The following is a 22,652-nucleotide window of genomic DNA, read 5'->3' on the forward strand; positions in this document are numbered from 1 at the left end:
CGGAACGGTAGACGACCAGATAACGCCCTCTTTCCCGCAGGGCTTTTAATCGTGGCCAGAGTTCGAGCAGTTTCTGGTGCTTGCGGAAATAATCCTCCACTTCTGCAAGGTCGTCTTCCAGCAGGTGCTTTAAAACAAAGGCTGCAAAAGTTTTCCCCGTCCCGTATGCTCCGTGCATCCACAAGGATAACTTATCTTTAGCGCTGCCGCGCTCCAAAGCCCGGATCATCCCATGTAAGATTTCCCGCAACCCCCCGTGGGGGATAAAAAACTTCCACGCGGCCGGCTGGTTGCGGTCCTGTTCCTCGGAAAAGACCGGAATAAAATCTTTCCTCACTTCCAAATAGTCAGCATAGAGCCACATGCCCACCACTCCTCGGGAATATATTTGGCAAGCAAGCGATCCCCGGTCACCTCAAACCATTTTTGCCCGTGGCAAAGTAGCTGGCCCAGCACATATTTCTGCGCACAGCCAAAAATGACCCAGGGCCAGAGTAAATTTTCCCTTAGTTCCAGACTTTCTCTTTTTTCCCGCTCAAAAAGGCGGCAGGCAGCAAAACAAAGGGCTTCCACGGAAGGATATACGTGGCCCTTTCGCTGCACACGACGCGGTCGCGAAGGTAAAACCTCCCCCTGGTTGATTTCCCTGCCCACCGGCGTTCTTTCCAGGAGGCCTACCAGTTCCATGACGGCATTGTTAACTGTCCATAAAGCCAAACGGGGAACATAAAAAAGTAATTGTTCTCTAATTTCCCCTGTTGTCCAGGTGCCCAGGCCGAGTTCCTGCACGTACCAGGCAGCGGTGGGAAAATTAAAGACCACGTTCACCCAGAGCAACTCCCAGGGCAGGATTTCCTCCAGGCCATACTCCCGGAAAAGCGCCGCCAGAAAGGTTTCCTTTCCCCGTTTATCCTGCAATCCGGTGGTCCTCAGCCACACTTTGAAAGACTGTACCTGGCGGTTGCCTAATAACCCGCTGAATTCCCACTCCTGCGGTTCTTGTAAATAGAGCTCCAGCCACTCCTTGCGCAAACCGAAATGCTGGTGTCTCGACCAACCTGTAACTTTCTCTTTACCCGCCAAGCTCCAGCACCTCGATTGACGAGCGGCTCTGGTCCAGGTATATGTTATCCAGATCCCTAACCAGTTCCACAGAAAGCCATCTCTCCCAGCGGGAGGAAATGGCCCGCAGCATGCCGGCCAACCGGTCCCGGGACAACCCAAAAAGCGCATGGGGACCCTCCGGCGCCCCGTTCAGCAGTTCCGAAAGGGAGAAACCGTGCCGGCCAACCCTTTCTGCATAACGGTAAAGGGAGTACAAAACGGCCAGGGCGGGAACACTCTCCCAACCGCGCTTGGTGATGGTCGTTAGCTTTCCCTTGGTTTGTACAATCCCCAAACCCAGCTCACCACCCAGGGGGGTGTCTCTCAATAAACCGACTAGGGTAGTAATGGCGTTTTCGCGTGACCTTTTTGCTAGATTTTCGTCCAAAAGCTCTACTAGTTCTTCTTTCAAATAACTGCTATCCCAGGGTACATTATGTAGATACCAGTCAACCAAAATAGAGTTCCTAGCCAGGTTGGTCCAGATCACGGCCCAGGTTAAAGGATTTTCCGTCCCCCATTCCCTCAATCTTTCCCCAAGTAATGTTATTCTGGTACCCGTCACTATTTCCGCTTCCCGCAGCCACACCCGCATGGCCTCAAACTGCCTGTTGCCCAGGCTGTTTTCATACCACCATTTTTCCGGGTCGCGAAAATACTCCTCCAGCCAGGCTTTCCTCATCCCAAACGTTTGGTACCTGTTCAGCCCCTTCAAACCCGTACCTCCCCTGCTTATGGCTAAAGACTTGGCCGCCAGACACCCCTTTTCTACAAAGGTAAGACAGGCCGCACAGTGAATACAATGGTCTTCAGCAATTTTTACCGTATCGTTTATCTGCAGGGCCCCCGTCGGGCATTCCACCTCACAACTGCGGCAGTGATTACAGTAAGCTGCTTTGTTGGCCGCAGCCCGCAAATGGCTCAAGAAAAAACGGTCTGCCCGGTCTATATTCCGCAGGCTGACTTCCACACCCTCATCATGTCTTTTAATCCGGAAGGGATAACCCACGGACCCGTTTTCAATCCTCCCCCGGCCATCCCCTTCCCTGACCAGAGATCCCAGAGTCTTCGCCCATTCCACCCACTCTTCCCGGGGCCGGCGGATGAAAAAGGTGACAGTTTTTTTTCCGCTGGTCTCCAGAACACCGGTGCCCCCGGTATCCATATCGCGACCGCCGGCGCGTACTCTCCACTCCCTTTCTTTTATAAATTTTTCTATTTCATTCTCAGAAACGTTTTTTTGACGTGCATAATCCCGTAATATAGCCAAAAACTTATCAACTTCATTCCGAAAAACTAGCCAGGTTATTTGATTTGTCCACTTGGAGGATAAAGGGCATACCGCACACCCTACTCTAACCAGCCCGTACCGGTACGCCCGGTTAAAGAAAATGTTTCTCTTAAATAAATAAAGAAAAATCTCTCCGCTACTCCAGTTCAACAAAGGGCTGGCATTGATCTGGGTATTATGCTTGCTCCCTTCGGAAACCAGGGAATACTTCTGGCGCATCAAACTTTCTTCCCAGCGCACCCCGTCAAAAACCAGCGCCTTTACAGAAGGTTTACCCACCAGCTCTCTTAAACACAAAAGGGTGGGAACAGATTTATGAACCGTGCAGCACCAGCGGTGAACCCTGCTGGGCGGACCGAATTCCCGCCAGGTGGTTTGCGCATCTTTTTCCGCCCGTGCCGTGTAAAAATAAAGGTGTTTCCACCTTTGCCGGGCTTTTTCCACTGCATCGTAAGTCGCGCTTATTTCCATGGTGGTATCGCTAAAGATGACCACAAACTCACCGGGAGAAAGCGCCCTCTGCACCAGGTCAAGGAGTACCAGGGAATCCTTCCCGCCGCTGAAGGCCACGGCAGCGGCATCCACCTTCGGTCGATACTTTTTGTAAGTATCCCAAATAGATTCTATGGTCTGCTGGACCAACCCTTCCAGCAACAGGGAATTTTTCGCCAGCATGGTTTTAACTTTAACGGGCTGTAGATGAAGGTTTTTTTCATGAAATTCAATCTCCGGAGGTTCAAAAAACCCCCCTCCCTTTGCCTCGGCGACCAGTTCGCCCCGGTAGAAATAGCGCCGCCCTGGAGTGGCCCAGAGCAGGGGTTCCTCAACTTGCGCATAGGACCAGTGCCTGTTAAACCCCAGCAGATCCAGCTCTTCAAAAAAAACGGGGCGTACCTCCCCCCTGATCACTTCACTTTTTGATTCGGTTAGCAAAATGCCACCGGTTTCCCTATCCCAGAGGATGTCGTACATAATTCAAACCCCATTTAGTTTAAAATGATTGTGTTATCTCTTTTTCCAGCTATTCGACAAATGGCACGTTTTTTCCTCTTCTAAGGAATGCCATATTATCCTGTCTATACAATAATTTTATATATTATCCAGTATAAATCAATGAGATTCTAAGCTAAATTACTTAATGGTATTGCATGGTAGTGCATATGTTCGAATCAAAAACCAAAAAAAACTGGTAGCAGGAAAAACAACCGGCAGCACCATTAATGCTTGATCTTCCCGGCTACCACTTGCTTAAATTATCTGATAATTAAATGTAGTTTCTCTCAAGCTGCCCCCCACAGTTTTCTGGCCCTTGCCCGTGCCCTGGATATATGAACACGTGCCAGGTTTACTGAAATTCCTTTTATCATGGCAATTTCTCGAGCATCTTTATTTTCTAAAAGATAAAATAAAATTTCCCGGTCGTGTTTGGATAATGAAGGGTGATTCAGAAAATCCCGAACCTCAATGTTAACGTGATCTGCTTCATCCAATGAAGGAAAAATTACTTCTTCAGGAACATATTGTTCTTCAAAACCTCTGTTTTTACGGTTCTTTAAAACCGTAGCAGCGTTACCAAGCGCGGACCGAACCATTTTTCTGGGATCTCCTACTTTATCTGGATTTCGACTTAATTGATTGAGTGCCCGGTCAATTTTGTCAAGCAAATAATTGTTCCGGTCCCTCAGGTTCTGCTCGTACCCGTAGAGAATCAGCATGGCTTCCTGAACATCTTTGGTCATCATGGTTCCTCCTTTGCTGTGACAGGAATAAATCTCAGTCACGGCGGTTTATAAATTAAGCCAATGTAACCTTTTTTCAGTAGCCGTCCGGATGGCTCGGTTACTGGAAGGTTACATTAACTTAATTTTCTAAAATGTTCAGGCATGGTGTTTTTATTTTCTTAATAGGCCCTTTCTGAAAACTATTGTACCACGTCTGGTTATGCCTGGCAATTATTCTGGAAAATTTTATCTTGGCACTTTCCGTTGCCGGAAAGTGCCGCTTTCTCTTTTAAATATTTTTTAGCAATTCACGAACATAAGCAGCCGAGAACTGGCCCCAGTAAGATCTCAAATCAGCATAAGCATCCTCCGGATTCGGGTGCATATTTTCCGCTTTGGCATAGGCCATTAACAGCACGTCAATTGCCCCTTCGACTTTCCTGACCAGTTGAACAAGGTCCGCCGGGTCAACAGAAGCTGGATCAGTACCGGCATATTTTTTTATGGGTTCATATATATCACGAATAAACGGATGCCGGTGATTTATTTTCAGGATTGCCCTGCCATTAAGATGTATAATTTCCAGCAATTCTTTACCCGGCCAGGAACCATCCACAATGGTAATTGACTGTTCCTGGATTTGCTGCTTAATTTCTTCAGCAGCCTGTTGTTCCGAAGCTTCATCAATACCAAGATCCTCCAGTACATCGGTGATAATTTTTTGTGCTTCCTCCGGCCTGACATTAAAACCGCCTTTTCCTTTAGGCGCCGTCTCCTCAACTTTTTGGACAGCTTTCGTTGCCGGCGCATGGTCCTTGGATATTTTTCGCTCTTCCCTGTCCGTTTTTTCCCAGGTTTCGGCTATCTTGTTCCTTGCCACAATAACTGGTTTTTTCAAGAATTCACGAAGCTCCTCACGAAGTTTACTGACCGGTTCTGCCCCCCTTTTTACGTGCCGGACCTGGAAATATTCATCAAGTTCTGCCGGGAAACTTACTTCTATGCCTATGTAACGGTCTTGCTCCTTCACACCACCGGGTAACATCTTTGGAATGATGTTATAATAAATTTCTCGCCCGTTTCTGAGAATACTTATTTTCCCTTCATTATCAAATATCTCTAGTTCCTTGAAGCGACTGGCAGATCCTTTCCGAGCACCTTCGCCTTTCTTTTTCCGGACGATTTCCGGCAGCAATGTTACGGTAACCTCTACCTCATGACCATCAATTTGTATTTTGCCCGCATCTATAATCTCGGCGCGTAAGTCCTCACCAAAAATCTTTGTTGCACGTGGATTTTCTAAAAGAAACAGGGGATCATGCAATTCAATTTTTTTTCCATTTAATTCAATATGCAAACCATTATCAATAAACTTTCGGTAAGCCCTGGCTAAAAATTTAACCAGATCATCAATGCGTTCTTTGATTGATGTTCCATATCTTCCTCCATCAACGATCCGGTCAACTTTTGACCAGATAACTAATGTACCAGAGGCAAATGGTGTTCCATCGGGGTATTGCATCAAATCTTCATATTCTGCAGGATATCCTTCAACGGCTACCGCTCTTATGTCCTTTTGAGATTTATCAGCTACCATATCCAGATCGAGAAAGGTATAAAAATACTTATCGCTGCCAATGGGCCTGGTATAAATTTCAATCCTTTTCGCCTGGCTTAAACCTGCCAGCTTCAACCCGACGCCAAAACGGCCAAGGCCTTTTCGCTGGTTATACCGCGTTGAAAAACCCATTTGCAGGGTACGGGCAAGAATTTCGGGCTGGATACCAACCCCATCGTCGGCAAAAATAATTTTTTCCACAACCTTCCTGCCCTCATCATTTTTGCCTTCAATGGTTTTAATTCGTATAAATCGGGCATTTGCTTCAATTGAGTTGTCTACAGGTTCTCCGGCTGCAGTTGCGAGATCAAACCCGGAATCACGCCAGCTTTCGAGAGCCTGCTCAGCCAAAATCAGTTCAGCCACCATTGGATCCTTTTGCATTTGCGTTGTCATTTTTCTTTTCCTCCTCCTCGCCGGGGTAGCCATCCGGTCTATCCCGGGGTATACTTTATAGATTTTAAGGCAAGCTTATTTTGAGGCGATTTTTTCCCATATCTCCCCAACGCTTGCCTTAAAATCCTTTCACCTATATAAATTGGCTAACCATGCTAATAATTTCAGACTAACAAAAAAATTTTTTCATCACCACTCGCTACCTTTTCAGGTGTACTCTCCGATTGACCAGAAAAGTCACTATTTCCAGAGGGAGATATAACCCTGCTGAATATACGATATTTCCATCATTATTCCGGCCCCGCCATCAGGCGGGTGATGGCGGTGGCCAGGGCGGCGGCACCAAAACCGTTATCGATATTAACCACGCCAATACCGGAAGCGCAGCTGTTCAGCATGGTGAGCAGGGCGGCCAGGCCGTGAAAACTGGCCCCGTAGCCGATGCTGGTGGGTACGGCAATCACCGGCTGCTCCGCCAGCCCGGCCACCACGCTGGCCAGCGCTCCCTCCATCCCCGCCACCACGATGATCACGTGCGCCCACCGGATCAGGTCCAGCTTATCCAGCAGGCGGTGGATGCCGGCCACCCCCACATCGTAACAGCGGCGCACGTGGTTGCCCATCACTTCGGCAGTTACGGCCGCTTCCTCGGCCACCGGGAGATCGGCGGTTCCCGCCGACATCACCAGCACGTTACCTTTGGGCTGCGGGCGCTCCCCGCGGTACACCACAATGGTGCGCGCCAGCTCCGAGTAAACGGCGTCGGGGAAAACAGCCCGCACCGCTTCGTATACCTCCCGGCCGGCCCGGGTGGCCAGGACCGTCCGGTTGTTCCCGCAAAGCCTGCGCACAATCTCCACCACCTGCCCGGTGGTCTTGCCCTGGCAGAAAACCACTTCCGGGAAGCCCTTGCGCAGGGCCCGGTGGTGATCCACCTTGGCAAACCCCAGGTCCTCGTAGGGCAGGGTTCTGAGCTTTTCTATGGCCGCATCCACTTCCAGGCGGCCCTGGCGCACATCTTCGAGCAGCAGGCGCAATTCTTCCCTGGTCATCAGTCATCGGTTCCTTTCCTTGAAAACCGGGAAATGCGGTGCTTCACTTTACATTGAGCACCGCATTTCTTACCATTTTATCCCTGAGATTCCCACATGATTTTACCGCAGTCCCGCAGGTCGTAGCCGCCCAGGGCCTGCACTTCTTTCCGGAACTCCGGCAGGTCCATGACGGCCAGCAAACGCTGGATATATGGTGTATCCCAGTATTCCCGGGGGATGCAGAGGTCGTAACGCTCTTCGGCCAGGGGGATAAAGTCCAGACCCAGGGCCACCGCGGCGGCCCGGATACCCAGCCCCGCATCCACTCCCCCGGCCACAGCTGCCGCCACGGCCATGTGGGTATATTCCTCCCGCTCGTAACCGTTTATCTGGTCCGGGCTGATCCCCAGCTTTTTCAGGTGATAATCCAGCAGAACCCGGGTACCCGCTCCCCGCTGCCGGTTTACAAAGGTAACGTCGGGCCGGGCCAGGTCCTCCAGCCCCCGGATCCCTTTGGGGTTGCCTTTAGCCACAATCAGCCCCTGCTCCCGGTAGACCAGGTTGACCAGCACCACTCCCCTGCCCGGCAGCAGCCGCCGGATGTAGGAAATGTTGTACTCCCCCGTTTCCTCGTCCAGAAGATGCGTGCCGGTACAGTGGGCTTCCCCTCTTTTCAGGGCGTTCAAACCTGCCAGGCTCCCCACATGGGCGCTGGACAGGCTGGCCTGGGGATAGAGCCGCCGCAGGAAGTTGGCCAGCACGTCCAGGGCGATATCGTGGCTGCCGATGATGACGGTGGTTTCCTTGATCTCCTCCAGGGGACGCAGGAGCTCCACCGGCACCGCCTGGCCCGCACCATACCCTTCAGAAAGCCGGGGTATGCGCACGATGCCGTCAGCCCGGATCAGGGACATAATAATGCCCGCTCCACGGGATATGGGTGTGGCGATGATCTTGTCCCCCACCTGTCCCAGCTTGACCCGGACAAACTCTTCCACGCCCAGGGAAGAGACCAGCTTGCGGGAAACGATGGCCTCGATTTTCCGGCGGGCGGGCGGAACGGAACCAAGTTTTTTGTAGATGATTGGCCTGACAAATAAATCGGCGCACAGGTAGGCCGATACGGGATAACCGGGTACCCCGATTACCGGCCGCCCGTTAACCTCTCCCAGGATCACCGGCTTCCCCGGCCTGGTGGCCACACCGTGCACCAGCACCCGGCCCAGGCTCCTGATTACTTCCGCCGTGTAATCCTCGCTGCCGGCCGAAGAACCGGCATTGATCAGGACCACATCGGCTTCCTGCAGGGCCTCCAGCAGGGATTGGCGCAGGGCCTCAAAGTCATCGACGGTAATCTTTTTGCGAAGCGGAACGCCCCCCCACTGGCTGACCAGGCCGGAGAGCATCCGGCTGTTATAGTCGATAATGTCTCCGGGCCGCAGATCCCGGCCCGGTTCCACCAGCTCGGTACCGGTGGGCAGGATGGCCACCCGGGGCCGGGGGTGGACGGAAATTTCCGTTACCCCACCGGCCAGAAGCCCCCCGATGTCCACCGGGCGCACCCGGTGATTGGCGGGGACAATCATTTCCGTAGCCACAATATCTTCCCCAATGGGCCGTACGTGCTGCCAGGGATAGACCGGCTGGGTGATTTCCAGGATATCCGGGGAGACAAAATGTACATCTTCCACCATGATCACCGCGTCGCACCCTTCGGGGAGGGGATCACCTGTGTCGACCATGATGGCCTCGCTGCCAACTGCCAGCTGCCTGGGAGCAGTTTCGGAAGCACCAAAGGTCAGGGCAGCCTTCACCGCATAGCCGTCCATGGCCGCCGCGTGGTAATGGGGCGAGGACACCCGCGCATAAACGGGAGCTGCCGTCACCCGGCCCAGGGCTTCTTCCACCGCCACCACCTCGGGTGGCCCGGGATTGAGCGCTCCTTTTTGCTCCAGGTAAGCCAGATATTCTTCCAGGGCTTCTTCCCAGGGCCGGTCTTCCAGGTAAACGTCCCGTTGGCCCGTGAATTTAGACAAAGCCATCACTCCTCAAAAAAGTTTGACCTCCACCCATTCACCTGCTTCTACCCCTTCTTTGCCCGCCGGGATGCGGGCCAGCCCGTCGGCACGGACCATGGTAATGATCAGGCCCGATTTGCCCAGCACGGGGTCTGCATGCAGTTCCCCGTCCTGCAGGCGCAGCTTCACCCGCACGAAATCCTCCCGCCCGGCCGCGGAACGTAAATTGCGGGTTATTCGTGCCTTCAGGGGAAATTCCCAAAATTTTTCCCGGGGGTAAGTGTATGAACTGATCAAAGGAGCCACCAGCAGCTCAAAGATTACCAGGGCCGAAGCGGGATGGCCGGGCAGTCCAAAGACCGGTTTACCGTTCACCACTGCCCCCACGGAAGGCTTACCGGGTTTCAGAGAAATTCCGTGAAATAAAATTCCCGGCCGGCCCAGGGATTCAATCACCCGGGCCGCCACGTCCCGGGTACCCACCGAGCTGCCCCCCGAGAGCAGGACCATGTCGTTTTCTGCAAGAGCCCGGGCCAGCCGTTCCTGCAGCCGCTGGAAATCGTCCCGGACAATGCCGTACAGGCGGGGCTCGCCGCCACAGCCGGCCACCGCACCGTAAAGGGTATAGGAGTTTATATCCCGCACCTGCCCCGGAGCCGGCTTCTCTTCCGGGGAGACCACCTCGTCACCGGTGGAAATGATCCCCACCTTCAAGGGGCGCCTTACTTCCACCGCCACAACCCCGGCTGCGGCCAGTATTCCCAGGTCCTGCGGCCGCAGACGGTGTCCGGCCGGCAGTACCACGCTCCCGGCCGGCACATCCTCCCCCCGGCGGACGACGTTCTCCCCGGGCGCCACCGGCCTGGTAACGCCAATGTTTTTTTCATCCAGCTCCTCGGTATGCTCCACCATCACCACCGCGTCAGCGCCCGCAGGCAGCATGCCGCCGGTGGCAATGCGCCAGGCCTGGCCCGGCTTTAACTCCCCTTCCGGCGCCACGCCCATCAGAACCTCCCCCGCCACTTCCAGGTAGGCGGGCAGACCCTCGGAAGCGCCAAAGGTATCCTTTGCCCGCACGGCAAAACCGTCCATGGTGGAGCGGTCAAAGCCGGGTACATCATCGGCGGCCACAACATCGTGCAGGAGACAGCGGTTGAGGGCGGATAACAACGAAACCTTCTCCCCTTCCAGGGGGAAGGACACATGTTTTAAAATCAATTCCCGCGCCTCTTGAATGGTAACTGCCTGGAATAGTTCCTTCATCTTTTATTCTCTCCTTAAAAATATAACCACATTAGGCATGCAGCCGTAATTTTGACATTTTTAACATTTTTAAGCGTGGCTGCTGCGCTGCTGGGCCACGGTTAAAAAGGCGGTAATGCCGTAGGCCAGGAGCAGCAGGATGATGCTTAAGGCAGTGGCCAGCTCATACTTGCCCTGCCCCACCGCCAGCACCGTGGCCGTCGTCAGCACCCGGGTACTGCCGGCAATGTTGCCGCCGACCATCATGGAGGCACCCACCTCGGAGATGACGCCGCCAAATCCGGCCATCACCGCCGCCAGCAGGCCCAGCCGGGCTTCCCGCACCAGAAGCCACAGCAACTGCAACCGGGATGCCCCCAGGGCCAGGATCTGCAGGGGAATCTTCGGGTTTAAAGACTGCATGGCAGCCACGGTAAACCCAGCCACAATAGGAGAGGCAATAATGGCCTGGGCCACCACCATGGCCGCCGGGGTGTAAAGGAGGCCGAGGAAACCCAGGGGGCCGTACCGGGTGAAGGTAAGCCAGACCGCCAGCCCCACCACTACCGGCGGCAAGCCCATGCCAAAATTAACCACACTGACCAGGAAGCGGCGGCCGGGAAAATTGACCAGGGCCAGGAGCGTCCCCAGGGGCACGCCAATGAGGACACTGATCAGCGTGGCCAGACCGGAGATTTTTAAGGTGCGCAGGGTAATATCAAGAACTTCGGGATCTCCTGCTGCCAGCAAACGAACGGCTTCCACAAGACCCTGCCAGAAGATTTCCAAACTCCTTCAACTCCTTTGATGGGTGTAGGATTGTAAATTCAGCTCGGCCAGTTTTGCCGCGCCGGGCACCCCCGTATCCGGATCCCATCCCCGGGCCAGGTAATATTCCCGCAAAACCTCCCGCACCTTCTCCCGCTCCAGCCTGCGCCCGGCGGCGGGGCCGGCCGTTACGGGCTCATCGTAAAAGCGGGAGGGATAATCCGCATCACCCGGTTTTTCACCATGACGCAGGTTGAACAGCTTCTGGAGGTTCCAGATACGTTCTCCCGCCCTGATCACCTCTTCCGGTGTTAGAGCAATACCGGTCAAGCTGGTATAAAGGCGGGCAAAAAGGGTGGGACCCACAGTATGCAGCACGGGCGGGCGGATGCACATGCCCAGGGCGTTATAGACGGCAATGAGATCTTCTGCCCACCGGGACATTTTTGGTATGTTTACATCCCTGGTAACGGGATCGAAAATCTCCTTTTTTAGCTCGTCGGGCATATCCAGGCGCTCGTACATTTCCTCCGAAAAACCAAACTTTTCCGTAAGGTAAGGGACGGGATTTTCATTATAACGGAGATTTTCCACCGGGTTGCGGGTGCGCAGGTGATCTCCGCCCCGCACATTGGTAATATAACCCAGAGTCCAGGTAGACCAGCGGGCCCGGGGATCTAAAAGGAAACATTCCAGCCCCTTGACTTCTACAGCATATTTTGAAGCACCCGGGAAATGCTCCGCTGCCTTTCTGACACCTTCAGCCAGCACATCTCCCAGGCCGCGACGGTGGGCGATCATATCGAGCAGGGAAATGGTAGCCCGTTCATCGCCCCAGTTAAGGGGGAAGCCCAGATCCTTTTCGCCGATCAGCCCTTTTTCATACAGCTCCATGGCAAAGGCTACCACCGCCGCCGCGGAAACCATATCCAGGCCCAGGCGCTGGCAGGTTTCGGTAACCATGGCCACAGCCGGCAGGTTGTTGATATCACACCCGGCTCCGAAGCCGATGACCGGTGTAACCTCCATATCTTTAAGCCTGAGCCCGGCGTAGGGGCCTTCCTTAATTTCCACCCAGTGGGCGCAGGCAATGGGACAGGCCACGCAGGCCACACCACGATTACTGTACCTGGGTAGAACCTTGCGGCTGCGGGTTTCCACCCAGTTTTCTATGGCACCAAGCCGGTAATTGCGCCCCGGCAGGGCCCCGAACTCCTGATAGGGCAGGGTGGCCAGCATGGTGCCAAAGCGGGAAAAGGGACCGTAAAAAGGAGAAGAAAAAATCGCTTTCCGGGTGTCGTCCACGGCCTGCAGGAACTCTTTCCGGTGAGCCACCCTCACCGCACCACGGCCGCGCACCGCCACGGCTTTCAAGTTCTTGCTGCCCATTACCGCGCCCAGCCCCGTACGCGCCCAGGCATCAAAGGGACCGTTTTCTACGCTGGCAAAGCGGACCAGATTTTCACCGGCCTGGCCAATGGCCGCCACCTGAATGGCCCCGTCGCCCAGTTCCCGGCGAATCCGGCGCACCGTCTCCCAGGCATCCCGCCCCCACAGGTGGTCCGCCGGTAAAATTGTTGCCTGGCCGTCACAGATCCATACATAAACCGGTGCGGCGGCCTTTCCCCGGATAACCACCCCGTCAAAACCGGCAAACTTGAGCTCGCTTCCCCAGAAGTTGCCGGAGTTGGCCGTACCAAACAGGCCGGTGGCGGGTGAGAGGGCGGAAGCTTCGGTGCGGGATGCTGTAGGTACCGTTGTTCCCACCAGCACCCCCACATTAAAGACCAGGATATTTTCCGGGCCGAGGGGGTCGGCGCCGGCGGGAATTTCCTCGTAGAGCAGGCGGGCGTTAAATCCCAGGCCGCTCAAATATTCCCTGGCCCAATCCTGTTCCACGGGTCGCTCCTTTATCCTGCCGGCAGTAAGGTCGATATCCAGGATTTTACCGCTGTAACCGTACACGCACTACCCCTCCTGTTCCGCCATTTTCTCTACATCGACCACCCGCAGGGCTCCCGAAGGACAGGCCAGGGCACACTTTTTACAGCCGCGGCAAAGGGAGGAAAAGGTAATGGTAAACGTTCCCTCAAACTCATCCCTGGCAATACTGATAAAAGCTCCGGTAAGCTTAAACTCCCCCAGGTGGGTAATGGCACAGGTAAGGGCGCAGGTGCAGCAACCGGTACACCTGCCGGGGTTGATCGCCAGTTCTCTGGCCATGAAAGTACCCCCTGAAAATAATGTCAACGAAAATTTCTACGGCCGGCTCCCGGAAACCTGCCGGCAATAAATAAAAAACACCGTGAAGGTGTTGTACAAAAGGAACCCGAACTATGATTTTCTGCTGTAAAACCCCAGCATTACCCTGTGAATGGACGGCACCCCCGGCGGGACAAAGGCCACCCGGTCGCCATCCTGCAGAGGGTGACTCATTTTTTCCACCCGGCCGTTGACAAAAACCACTTCCACCTGTTCTTCCGGTATCTCCAGGCGCTTTAACAGGGTGCCGGGAGTATCACCGGGAGCAATTTCCACAGGCAGGGGAAAGGGCCAGCCGCGGTGGGAAAATATCTTCATCAACGGGCCGAAAGCCCGCAGTTCTATTCTGGCCAAACACCGTCACCTCATTTCCTGGCTGCAGGCCGGACATCCGGGATCCCGGCCCACAGATACCTCCAAAAAAGTCATGGACAGGGCGTCGTAAGTGAGCAACCGGCCAACCAGCAAATCGCCAAGGCCCAGGAGGTACTTGATGGCTTCCGTGGCCTGGATGGTACCGATAACACCGGGCACAGCTCCCAGGACCCCCAGTTCCGCGCAGCCGGGAACCTGCGGATCAGGTTCATGCGGGAAAATACAGCGCAGGCAGGGACCGGCACCGGGCACCACAGTCATCACCTGACCGGCAAAGGCCAGCACGCCGCCGTAGATGAAGGGCTTCCCCAGGCGCAGGCAGGTTTCGTTGAGCAGGAAGCGGGTGGCAAAATTATCGGTGCAGTCAACAACAATGTCATATCCCTCGATCAGGGACAGGGCACTGGCAGCGCTCAGGCGTTCAAGGAAAACCTCCACCTGCACGTCCGGGTTCAGAGCCACCAGCTTATCCCTGGCCGATTCCACCTTGGGCCGGCCCACATCACCGGTGCGGTGCAGGATTTGCCGCTGCAGGTTGGACAAATCCACCACGTCGGCATCTACCAGGCCCAGGTAGCCTACACCGGCCGCAGCAAGGTAATAGGCTACCGGTGAGCCCAGCCCCCCGACTCCCACCACCAGTACTCTGCTGCGCAGCAATTTTTCCTGTCCCTCACTGCCCACACCGGGCAGGAGTATATTCCTCTGATAACGCTCCCGTTGTTCCCGGGTCAACCCCTGCATATTTACCTGCCTCCTCAACCTCCGCCAACCGGCGGGAACAAGGATACCCGGTCACCGGGCTGCAGGACGGCATCCATGGCTGCGTGCCGCCCGTTGACCAGAACCGTAAAGACCTGGCTCCGGGGAATACCCAGGCTGTCTATAAGGCCGGCCACGGTAGTTCCCTCCGGGCGCTCTACCTCAATAGCCTGGCCGAAGCGGGCCCCGGGCATGAATTTTTCCAGCCCGCTGAAAACGCGTACTTCCAGCCGCACATCATCTACCCCCGTTAAAATTCAGGGTGGCAGGGCACCTCTATGGGAGCCCTGCCACGGAATTAGTTTAGAAATTAAACACCTGATCCAGTTCCTCCGCCCTGACATCAAATACAGTGTTGTGAGGCGGCAGTTCTTCCTGGCTGAAGAACTCGGGCAGCCGGTCGTCGGCGCTGGTGAACCCGGCCTTGCGGTTGAACTCCCTCTCGACCTTCAATACCTGCTTGCCCATGTTGAGCACGTCATCTACAGTTAAATTGAGGCCGTACATGGCGTTAAGCATTTCAACAATGGTGGGCATTCCCTCAGGGTTATCCAGGACAGCAAAGGCCACAAAGAGACACAACCCGCTGCTGTCTATGAACGCAGTGGCAATTTGCAGGTTCCGGGAAAGCTCCACCTGGCTTTCGGGTTTCAAAGGATCCACAAAACCGCCCACTTTAAGGATGTTGGCCGTTACGGCATACCCGGCGGTATGGTCGGCACCCATGGGCGTGGTGGCATAGGTAACACCGTTGCCCTTGCAGCCCCGCGGGTCATAGGCGGGAATACCCTGGCCTTTCACTGCGGGCACGCGGGTTACCCCGTAAATCCGGCCGGCATTGGCCGAACCGCCGCCGATAATCCTGCCCAGGGGCGTGCCTTTGGCCACTTCTTCCAGAGCCCTGATGGCGGCCTCACCATCACCAAAGGGTATGACGCCGGCTTCCATAAGCACACCCAGGGTGCACCCCGTCTCAATGGTGTCCAGGCCTACGTCGTTGCAGATGTAGTTCAGTTTGGCGATTACATCCAGGTCGCCAATTTCCAGGTTCGGACCGAAACACCAGGCGGTTTCATATTCAATGGGGGCACAAACCTTGCCGTCGGGCATGGGGTAAACATTGGAACACCGCATGACGCAGCCGGGATGGCAGGCATGGGTGGCTTTCCCTCCCCGGGCTACGGCCACCTCGGCCAGTTTCTCCCCGCTGACCTCGGCAGCTTTGTCGAAACGGCCGAAGCGGAAGTTTCTGGTGGGAAGGGCGCCCGCTTCATTGATAATGTTCATCAACACATTGGTGCCGTAGCTGGGCAGTCCCTGCCCCGTGACCGGGTGATCCTGCAAAATTTTCGCAAATTTCCTGGCTGCCGCTTTGAAACGCTCCGGTTCCTTAACCGGGGCATCAAAGGTAGCCGGGCTGTCCACGACGATGGCCTTAATTCTCTTGGAACCCATTACCGCCCCCAGGCCGCCCCGGCCGGCATAGCGGCTGCTGTTGCCGTCACTATCGTTGTTGGTTACCCCCGCGGCCGGCATGAGCATCTCGCCGGCAGGGCCAATGGTAATCACGGCAACCTTCATACCGTAACGCTCCCGACAGATGGCCGTTACCTCGTAAGTACCCTTGCCGGCCAGATCGCCGGCGGGCAGCAACTCTGCCCCCTCGGGAGTAACCTTGAGCAGATACCAGTCGCTGCTGGCGGGCTTACCTTCGAGGATGATGGCCTTGATGCCCAGGTTGGCCAGCTTCTGAGAGGTAATACCGCCGGCATTGGCTTCCTTAATCCCTCCGGTGAGGGGGCTCTTCCCTCCTACGGACAGGCGTCCTGAAGATGGTGCGCTGGTACCCGAGAGCAATCCCGGAGCAATAACCAGCTTGTTGTAGGGACCAAGAGGATCACAGGTGGGCGGCACTTCGTCGTAAACCAGCTGGGATGTAAGTGCCCTGCCGCCAAGGGGCATATACTTTTCCGGCACTTCCTCAAACTTGACTTCCCCGGTGGTCATATTCACCCGCAGGAACTTGGACACCGCTTTCTCCCCCTTTAATATTTAGATTTTTAGGCAAAAATTGATCTTTCCAACTACAATCTTCCTGTTTATTCAGGCTATTCAATTGGCTCTAAACAACCAGGTACAATTTCCATGCCATAAAAACTCCGGGTTAAATGACGCTTACGCACCCCCAATGCACCATTTTGAAACACTCCGCCTGCTCCATAACAGGGCAAGAGCATCACAAAAGGACACCTTGTCCAAAACTTTTACTAAAAATGCTGATAGGAGAGACTTAGACTCTCCCACAACGACTCTCCTATCAGATCAGCAAGTCATCTAGTGTTTATATTCTACATTGCCTGCCGGTAGATGTCAATTATATCGTCCAGGGTGGCCAGGCGCGGGTTGGTCAGGCTGCAGGCATCCTTCATGGCGTTTTCAGCCATGATGGCCAGGTCTTCCTCCTTGACTCCCAGCCCGGCAAGGCCGGAAGGAATACCCACATCCTCCGACAGTTTTTGAATGGCGGAAATAGCCTTTTCTGCAGCCTCACGCACGGAAAGCCCCTCAATGTTTTCGCCCAGGGCGACTGCAATGTCGGCAAAACGCTGCGGGCAGGCAATCAAGTTGAAGCGGCAGACATGGGGCAGCAGAATGGCGTTGCATACGCCATGGGGAAGGTTGTAAAAGCCGCCCAGCTGATGGGCCATGGCGTGGACGTAACCCAGGCTGGCGTTATTGAATGCCATGCCGGCCAGGAATTCGGCATAGGCCATCTTATCCCGGGCTTCCATGTTTTGACCGTTGGCCACAGCCTGGCGCAGGTTGCCGGCAATTAATTTTATGGCCATCAGTGCAGCTGAATCGGTGACCGGAGTGGCCATGGTCGATACATACGCTTCCACGGCGTGGGTTAAAGCATCCATCCCCGTCGCCGCCGTCAGGGCAGGGGGCATGCCTACCATGAGCAGGGGGTCGTTTATGGCCACGTTGGGGGTGACCCGCCAGTCCACAATGGCCATTTTAACCTTCCGGTCGGTATCGGTAATGATGCAGAAACGGGTCATTTCGCTGGCCGTTCCTGCGGTGGTATTCACGGCAATAAAGGGGGGCATGGGCTTGCTGGACTTGTCCACACCTTCATAATCCCGGATGTTACCCCCGTTGGTGGCCACAATGCCGATACCCTTGGCGCAATCGTGGGAGCTGCCGCCGCCCAGGGAAATAATCATGTCACACTGATTTTCCTGGAATACTTTCAAGCCATCATGAACGTTTTTATCGGTGGGATTGGGTTCGGCCCCGGCATAGATTATAGCCTGGGCACCTGCCTCTTCCACCTGGGCCTTGATCTGGTCGGCCATACCGGACTTGGCCAGGTAGGCGTCCGTAACAATGAGCGCCCTTTTGCCGCCGAGTATTTTCACCTGCTCGCCGACCTTCTTGTGAGCACCAATACCCATGAGGTTGACTGTGGGAATGTAGTACCCGTAAACCTGTTCACCTAATGCCATCAAAACCGCCTCCCGTAATTAATGTTCTGGAGAGGTAAACAATCATATTTTCCCTCTCCTTTGAAGAGTTTTTATGTTTTTGTTTATTTAAAGCAAGGCAATATTCATGCCAGATATAAAAATCTTGATATTCGCTAAATTGGAGGCGGTTCATCATTTCTGGTGTTACATTATGACACAAGCACCCTGACCAGTTTGGAGCAGGGAGTCTCAATTTTGAAAAATAAGATCAACCGTTTCTGGCCCCGTCCTGCATTTCTTTTAATTTCCTGTAAAGGGTATTCCGGCCGATGCCCAGAACACGGGCAGCCAGGGAAATGTTGCCGCGGGAATAAACCAGAGCCTGGTTGATAGCCTCCCTTTCCATTTCCTCAATGGTGGCGGGAGGCGGGCAGGAGAGACCCCTGCGGGACATTACCTCGAGCACATTTTTTTCCAGCACCTTCAACAAATGAAAAACCCGCGACAGTTCCCCGTCCTCCAGGCCGGACAGGTAATCCTTTGCTTGCGCCATATTCTGCAGCTGAGCCAGGAAAGGTGAACCCTGCGGCTGATTTTCCAGAAGCGCTGGCCCGGCTCTGGGGAACTGGTTCAGGCTACCGGTTATGCGGCTGGAGAGGTGCCCGGGTAGAATTACCGTCCCATCGCACAGAGCCGCGGCCTGCTGAATGGCATTGAGCAGTTCCCGCACGTTGCCCGGCCAGGAATACTGCATCATAATTTTCATCGCTTCGGGGGATATTCTTATCTCCTGACCCGTTCCCTGTCCGGAAAGCTCTTTTAAAAAATGGTTTACCAGTTCTGGTATATCTTCCCTGCGCTCCCTTAAAGGGGGGAGACACAGCCGCACCACGTCAAGGCGGTAAAACAAATCTTCCCGGAAACTCTTTTCCCTGACGGCCTGCTCCAGATCCACATTGGTGGCGGCAATTATGCGAACATCGGTTTTAATGGGTTTTTCTCCCCCCACCCGCATAAACTCCCCGGTCTCCAGCACCCGGAGGAGCTTTACCTGGATGGACAGGCTGGCCTCACCAATTTCATCCAGGAACAGCGTGCCGTGGTTGGCCAGTTCAAAAATACCCCTGCGCTGGCCGATGGCACCTGTAAACGCACCCTTTTCATGACCAAATAACTCGCTTTCCAGTAGATTTTCCGGCAGGGCACCGCAGTTAACGGGAATAAAAGGATGGTCGCTCCGGTGGCTGGCCGCATGGATGAAACGGGCCAGCACTTCCTTACCCGTACCGGTTTCCCCCTGAATGAGCACGTTAACATCTTTACGGGCAATTTTATAAGCCACGGAAAGAAGCTGGTTCATGGCCCGGCTGTTTCCGACAATTATTCCCGCCCGGGTGGCAATATGACTCCATTCGGCGGAAGAAAGCTTTTTCTTCCTTTCTTCAGCACCACCGGCAAAATCGAGGGCTTTGTCGATCAGGGATTCAACTTCCGATATGTCCTCGAAGGGCTTCTCAATGTAATCGTAAGCCCCCAGTTGAATGGCCCTCACGGCTGTCCTGGTGGTGCTGTAACCTGTCATGATAATGACTTCACAATCGGGCTGCACTTTTTTTATCTCCTGGAGCAGGGACAGGCCATCGCCATCGGGCAGCTTTAAATCAACCACTGCCACATTAAACTTCTGTGCGTTGATGGCCCTGCAGGCCTCCTGGCCATTTGTAGCTACAACCACTCGATAACCTTTTCTTTCCAGCAGGCAACGAAAAAATGTGCCTACCTCTACCTCATCATCTATTACCAGGATACGTGCCTGTAAAGACAAAATTATCCCTCCGGTAACAAGCTGAATTTAGAAAAATCTAAGACCGGTCCTCCTCCAAAGGGAGGACCAGCGTAAAGGTGCTTCCCTCACCAGGCCGGCTCTCGACTTCGATGGTCCCTCCGTGGGCCCGGGCAATGCCAAGGCTTACACTCAAACCCAGCCCGGTACCCCGGGAAGCTTCTTTCGTCGTAAAAAAGGGATCAAAAAGCCGGTCTAAATTTTCAGGGGGGATTCCCTGACCGTTATCCTTAACTGCCACAACCACTTGCTGCTGGCCGTCTTCCCCCCTGCGCACCCCGGTGCGGATATGAATATGCTTTTCCTCCCTTTCTACCCCATCCAGGGCGTCCCGGGCATTGAGCAAAAGGTTGATCAGGACCTGATCGAGCTGCTGCCCGTTGGCGGCCACCATGGGGAGATCCCGGGCCAGATCCGTACAAATGACAATCCCGTTCCGGTTTATCTGATATTTGACCAGGCTCAGCACCCTTTCCACCACCTCATTGAGGTCGGTGGGAGTCACCACCGGGGGTTCCTGGCGGGCAAAGGTGAGCAGGTTCTGAATTATTTTTTTGCAGCGCAGGCCGCAGGTGACGATATCTTTGAGCAGCTGGGAAGACGGATGTTCGGGCCCCAGTTCGCGCTGCAGCATCTGGGCGTTGCCGATAATCACAGTCATGGGGCTGTTAAGCTCGTGGGCCACCCCCGCGGCCATTTCCCCTATGGCCGCCAGCTTGGCCGACTGGACCAGCTGGGCCTGCATTTGCACCCGCGCCCGGAAGGCTTCCTCCCACTCCCGCTTGGCCTGGACCACTTCCTCGTAGAGCCGGCGGTTTTGAACACAGATGGCCAGCTGGTCTGCCAGCTGCCGGGAAAAGGCCAGATCATTTTGTGAGTATACATTTTTCTCCCGGGTACCGATTATCAGCATACCGATAATATTTTGTTTTACTTTCAGGGGGTCCAGGATCAGGCATTTGAGTTCCAGCTCCTGCACGGGAAGCTCCTCAAGAAGTTTCCCGTCGCCTGCAACACACAGGTACACCTGTTCTTGCTGTTTTCTAATGGTCTCCCAGAGCACGGAATTCCTGGGTACCACCAGGCCTTTACAGGGCAAAGGGGGCTGCGTGGCCACCAGGCGCAGCTCACTGCCTTCCAGCGTGATCAGGCCCAGAAAATCGCAGGGGATAACCGGGGGAAGGTTTTCATAAACCCTTTGCACGATCATTTCCAGGGACATATCGATATTGATGTCCCGGCTCAACTGGTGGATGATCTCCAGGCGGCGGTTCTGGATAACAATTTCCCGGTTGCGTTTTTTCAGCTCCACGTAATAATTCAGCTTGGATGACCTGACCCCCGTCAAATTCTCAATCAGCCTGGCTTTGTCGTCAATCAACCTGAATCCCTCTCTTCAAGGTCAGAGCAAAAAGGTTATGCAAATCCCTTTCGGTTACATCCCGCGGGTTGGTAATAATGCAGGCGTCTTTCAGGGCGTTTTGGGCAAGATTGTTTATACGCTCCTCCGACAGGTTCCCCACGGTAATTTTATCCGGTATGTCAAGATCCCGGGCCAGCCTGCGCACCGCCTGGATGGCCCTTTCCGCCGCCTCCCATGTACTCAGCCCTGCAATATTCTCGCCCATGGCCTCGGCTATCCGGGCGAATTTTTCCACACAGGCGATCATGTTAAACTCCATTACATATGGCAAAAGGATGGCATTGGTTTCTCCATGATGCAAATCCAGCTGCGCGTCCAGCTGGTGGGCCATGGCATGGGTGGCCCCTAAAATGGCGTTGGAGAAGGCCAGACCCGCCTGCAAAGCAGCCATGGCCATGGCCGACTTGGCCTCCAGGTTGGAACGGCTGGCAACCGAGGGGCGCAGGTACCTGGCCACCAGGCGTATGGCATTCAAGGCATTTACGTCGGTAAGGGGGGTTGCGGCCAGGGATACAAAGGACTCGATGGCGTGGCTTAAAGCATCCAGCCCGGTGGCGGCCGTCAACCTGGCGTCCTTGGTCTGGAGCACCACGGGGTCGATAATGGCTATATCGGGCACCAGGGATTTGGAAATAATGGTCATCTTAACCCTGCGCCGGGTGTCAACAATTATGGCAAACTGGGTGACCTCGGACCCCGAACCGGCCGTGGTGGGCACAACCAGCAACGGCGGGAGGGGGCGGGTGATCTTGTTGACCCCTTCATAATCCTGGATAACCCCCCCGTTGGTGGCCAGGATGGCCACGGCTTTGGCCACGTCGATGGGGCTGCCTCCTCCCACGGCCAGAATGGCATCGCACCCCGTGTCCTGGTAGCGCTTGACCCCTTCGATCACCTCATAATCCTTCGGGTTGCTGGTAACCTCAAACCATACTTCATAGGAGAGACCGGCCTCCTTGAGCCTGTCGATGGCCCTGTCCACCCACCGGTTGGCCACCACCCCCGGGTCACTGATGACAAAAAGTTTGGTCGCTCCCAGGCGCAGGGCGCTTTCACCCACCTGGCTCAAGGCCCCCACTCCGAAAATAATTTCGGGAGTTACAAATTTACTGATCATCCGCATGGGCTTTCTCTCCATAAAATTTTTTCTAATTGTTTTAATTCTCTATCACCGGGAAACTTCCTGTCGGAAAAAAAAACCCCTGGTAGGGGTGTGAAGGAGGATGGAACATTATAAGTTTACAAGACTTATTTCAAAGGATTTGCTAAAAGCAGCCCGCGAAATGCTTACCAGTAGCGAGCACCTCCGGACCGCTGTTCCT

General features: G+C 54.7%; 18 protein-coding genes. All 18 read right to left on the reverse strand.

Annotated elements, in window-relative coordinates:
- Positions 1-333 precede the first annotated feature (333 nt).
- Positions 334-1,083 carry a hypothetical protein gene (locus BR83_RS0107750; RefSeq protein ID WP_034634736.1) on the reverse strand — a complete coding sequence of 250 codons (750 nt, stop codon included), beginning with the start codon at positions 1,081-1,083 and terminating at the stop codon, positions 334-336.
- The gene (locus BR83_RS0107755; RefSeq protein ID WP_027356609.1) at positions 1,073-3,367 is read right to left on the reverse strand and encodes a phosphoadenosine phosphosulfate reductase domain-containing protein; all 2,295 of its coding nucleotides are present in this window, start codon (positions 3,365-3,367) and stop codon (positions 1,073-1,075) included. Before BR83_RS0107755 ends, BR83_RS0107750 begins: the two co-directional genes overlap by 11 nt.
- A gap of 308 nt (positions 3,368-3,675) precedes the next feature.
- Positions 3,676-4,137 carry a sigma-70 RNA polymerase sigma factor region 4 domain-containing protein gene (locus BR83_RS0107760; protein ID WP_157832984.1) on the reverse strand — a complete coding sequence of 154 codons (462 nt, stop codon included), beginning with the start codon at positions 4,135-4,137 and terminating at the stop codon, positions 3,676-3,678.
- Between the two features lie 268 nt (positions 4,138-4,405).
- The gene (locus tag BR83_RS0107765) at positions 4,406-6,130 is read right to left on the reverse strand and encodes an ATP-binding protein (RefSeq protein ID WP_027356611.1); all 1,725 of its coding nucleotides are present in this window, start codon (positions 6,128-6,130) and stop codon (positions 4,406-4,408) included.
- A gap of 290 nt (positions 6,131-6,420) precedes the next feature.
- Positions 6,421-7,182: a nickel pincer cofactor biosynthesis protein LarB gene (gene larB, locus BR83_RS0107770; protein WP_027356612.1), complete on the reverse strand. Its 762-nt coding sequence runs from the start codon at positions 7,180-7,182 to the stop codon at positions 6,421-6,423.
- Between the two features lie 77 nt (positions 7,183-7,259).
- On the reverse strand, positions 7,260-9,200 hold the full coding sequence (locus tag BR83_RS0107775; protein ID WP_027356613.1) for a molybdopterin biosynthesis protein: 1,941 nt from the start codon (positions 9,198-9,200) through the stop codon (positions 7,260-7,262).
- A gap of 12 nt (positions 9,201-9,212) precedes the next feature.
- On the reverse strand, positions 9,213-10,445 hold the full coding sequence (locus tag BR83_RS0107780; RefSeq protein ID WP_027356614.1) for a molybdopterin molybdotransferase MoeA: 1,233 nt from the start codon (positions 10,443-10,445) through the stop codon (positions 9,213-9,215).
- A 69-nt stretch (positions 10,446-10,514) separates the two neighbouring features.
- On the reverse strand, positions 10,515-11,213 hold the full coding sequence (locus BR83_RS0107785) for an ABC transporter permease (RefSeq protein WP_027356615.1): 699 nt from the start codon (positions 11,211-11,213) through the stop codon (positions 10,515-10,517).
- Positions 11,214-11,219: 6 nt separating this feature from the next.
- Entirely contained in the window at positions 11,220-13,157 is a 1,938-nt protein-coding gene (locus BR83_RS0107790; protein ID WP_034634738.1) for an aldehyde ferredoxin oxidoreductase family protein, read from the reverse strand.
- A gap of 3 nt (positions 13,158-13,160) precedes the next feature.
- A complete protein-coding gene (locus BR83_RS0107795) occupies positions 13,161-13,415 on the reverse strand; it encodes a 4Fe-4S binding protein (protein WP_027356617.1) in 255 nt (84 codons plus the stop codon).
- Positions 13,416-13,526: 111 nt separating this feature from the next.
- The gene (locus BR83_RS0107800; protein WP_027356618.1) at positions 13,527-13,808 is read right to left on the reverse strand and encodes a MoaD/ThiS family protein; all 282 of its coding nucleotides are present in this window, start codon (positions 13,806-13,808) and stop codon (positions 13,527-13,529) included.
- 6 nt (positions 13,809-13,814) lie between these two features.
- The gene (locus BR83_RS0107805) at positions 13,815-14,573 is read right to left on the reverse strand and encodes a HesA/MoeB/ThiF family protein (protein WP_027356619.1); all 759 of its coding nucleotides are present in this window, start codon (positions 14,571-14,573) and stop codon (positions 13,815-13,817) included.
- Between the two features lie 14 nt (positions 14,574-14,587).
- On the reverse strand, positions 14,588-14,827 hold the full coding sequence (locus BR83_RS0107810; RefSeq protein ID WP_027356620.1) for a MoaD/ThiS family protein: 240 nt from the start codon (positions 14,825-14,827) through the stop codon (positions 14,588-14,590).
- A gap of 67 nt (positions 14,828-14,894) precedes the next feature.
- Complete coding sequence (locus BR83_RS0107815; RefSeq protein ID WP_027356621.1) at positions 14,895-16,622, reverse strand: aldehyde ferredoxin oxidoreductase family protein; 1,728 nt, start codon at positions 16,620-16,622, stop codon at positions 14,895-14,897.
- Positions 16,623-16,939: 317 nt separating this feature from the next.
- Positions 16,940-18,103, reverse strand: a complete 1,164-nt coding sequence (locus tag BR83_RS0107820) for an iron-containing alcohol dehydrogenase (RefSeq protein ID WP_027356622.1) — start codon at positions 18,101-18,103, stop codon at positions 16,940-16,942.
- Positions 18,104-18,332: 229 nt separating this feature from the next.
- Positions 18,333-19,889, reverse strand: coding sequence for a sigma-54-dependent transcriptional regulator (locus tag BR83_RS0107830; RefSeq protein ID WP_027356623.1), 1,557 nt, complete (start codon positions 19,887-19,889; stop codon positions 18,333-18,335).
- Between the two features lie 37 nt (positions 19,890-19,926).
- Complete coding sequence (locus BR83_RS0107835) at positions 19,927-21,288, reverse strand: ATP-binding protein (RefSeq protein WP_027356624.1); 1,362 nt, start codon at positions 21,286-21,288, stop codon at positions 19,927-19,929.
- Positions 21,281-22,453 (reverse strand): iron-containing alcohol dehydrogenase, encoded by a 1,173-nt coding sequence (locus BR83_RS0107840; RefSeq protein WP_027356625.1) that lies wholly within the window; start codon positions 22,451-22,453, stop codon positions 21,281-21,283. The genes BR83_RS0107835 and BR83_RS0107840 overlap by 8 nt, the downstream gene beginning before the upstream one ends.
- Positions 22,454-22,652 lie beyond the last annotated feature (199 nt).

Origin of the sequence: Desulfofundulus thermocisternus DSM 10259 (assembly GCF_000686645.1) — a bacterium.
Classification (GTDB): Bacteria; Bacillota; Desulfotomaculia; order Desulfotomaculales; family Desulfovirgulaceae; genus Desulfofundulus; species Desulfofundulus australicus.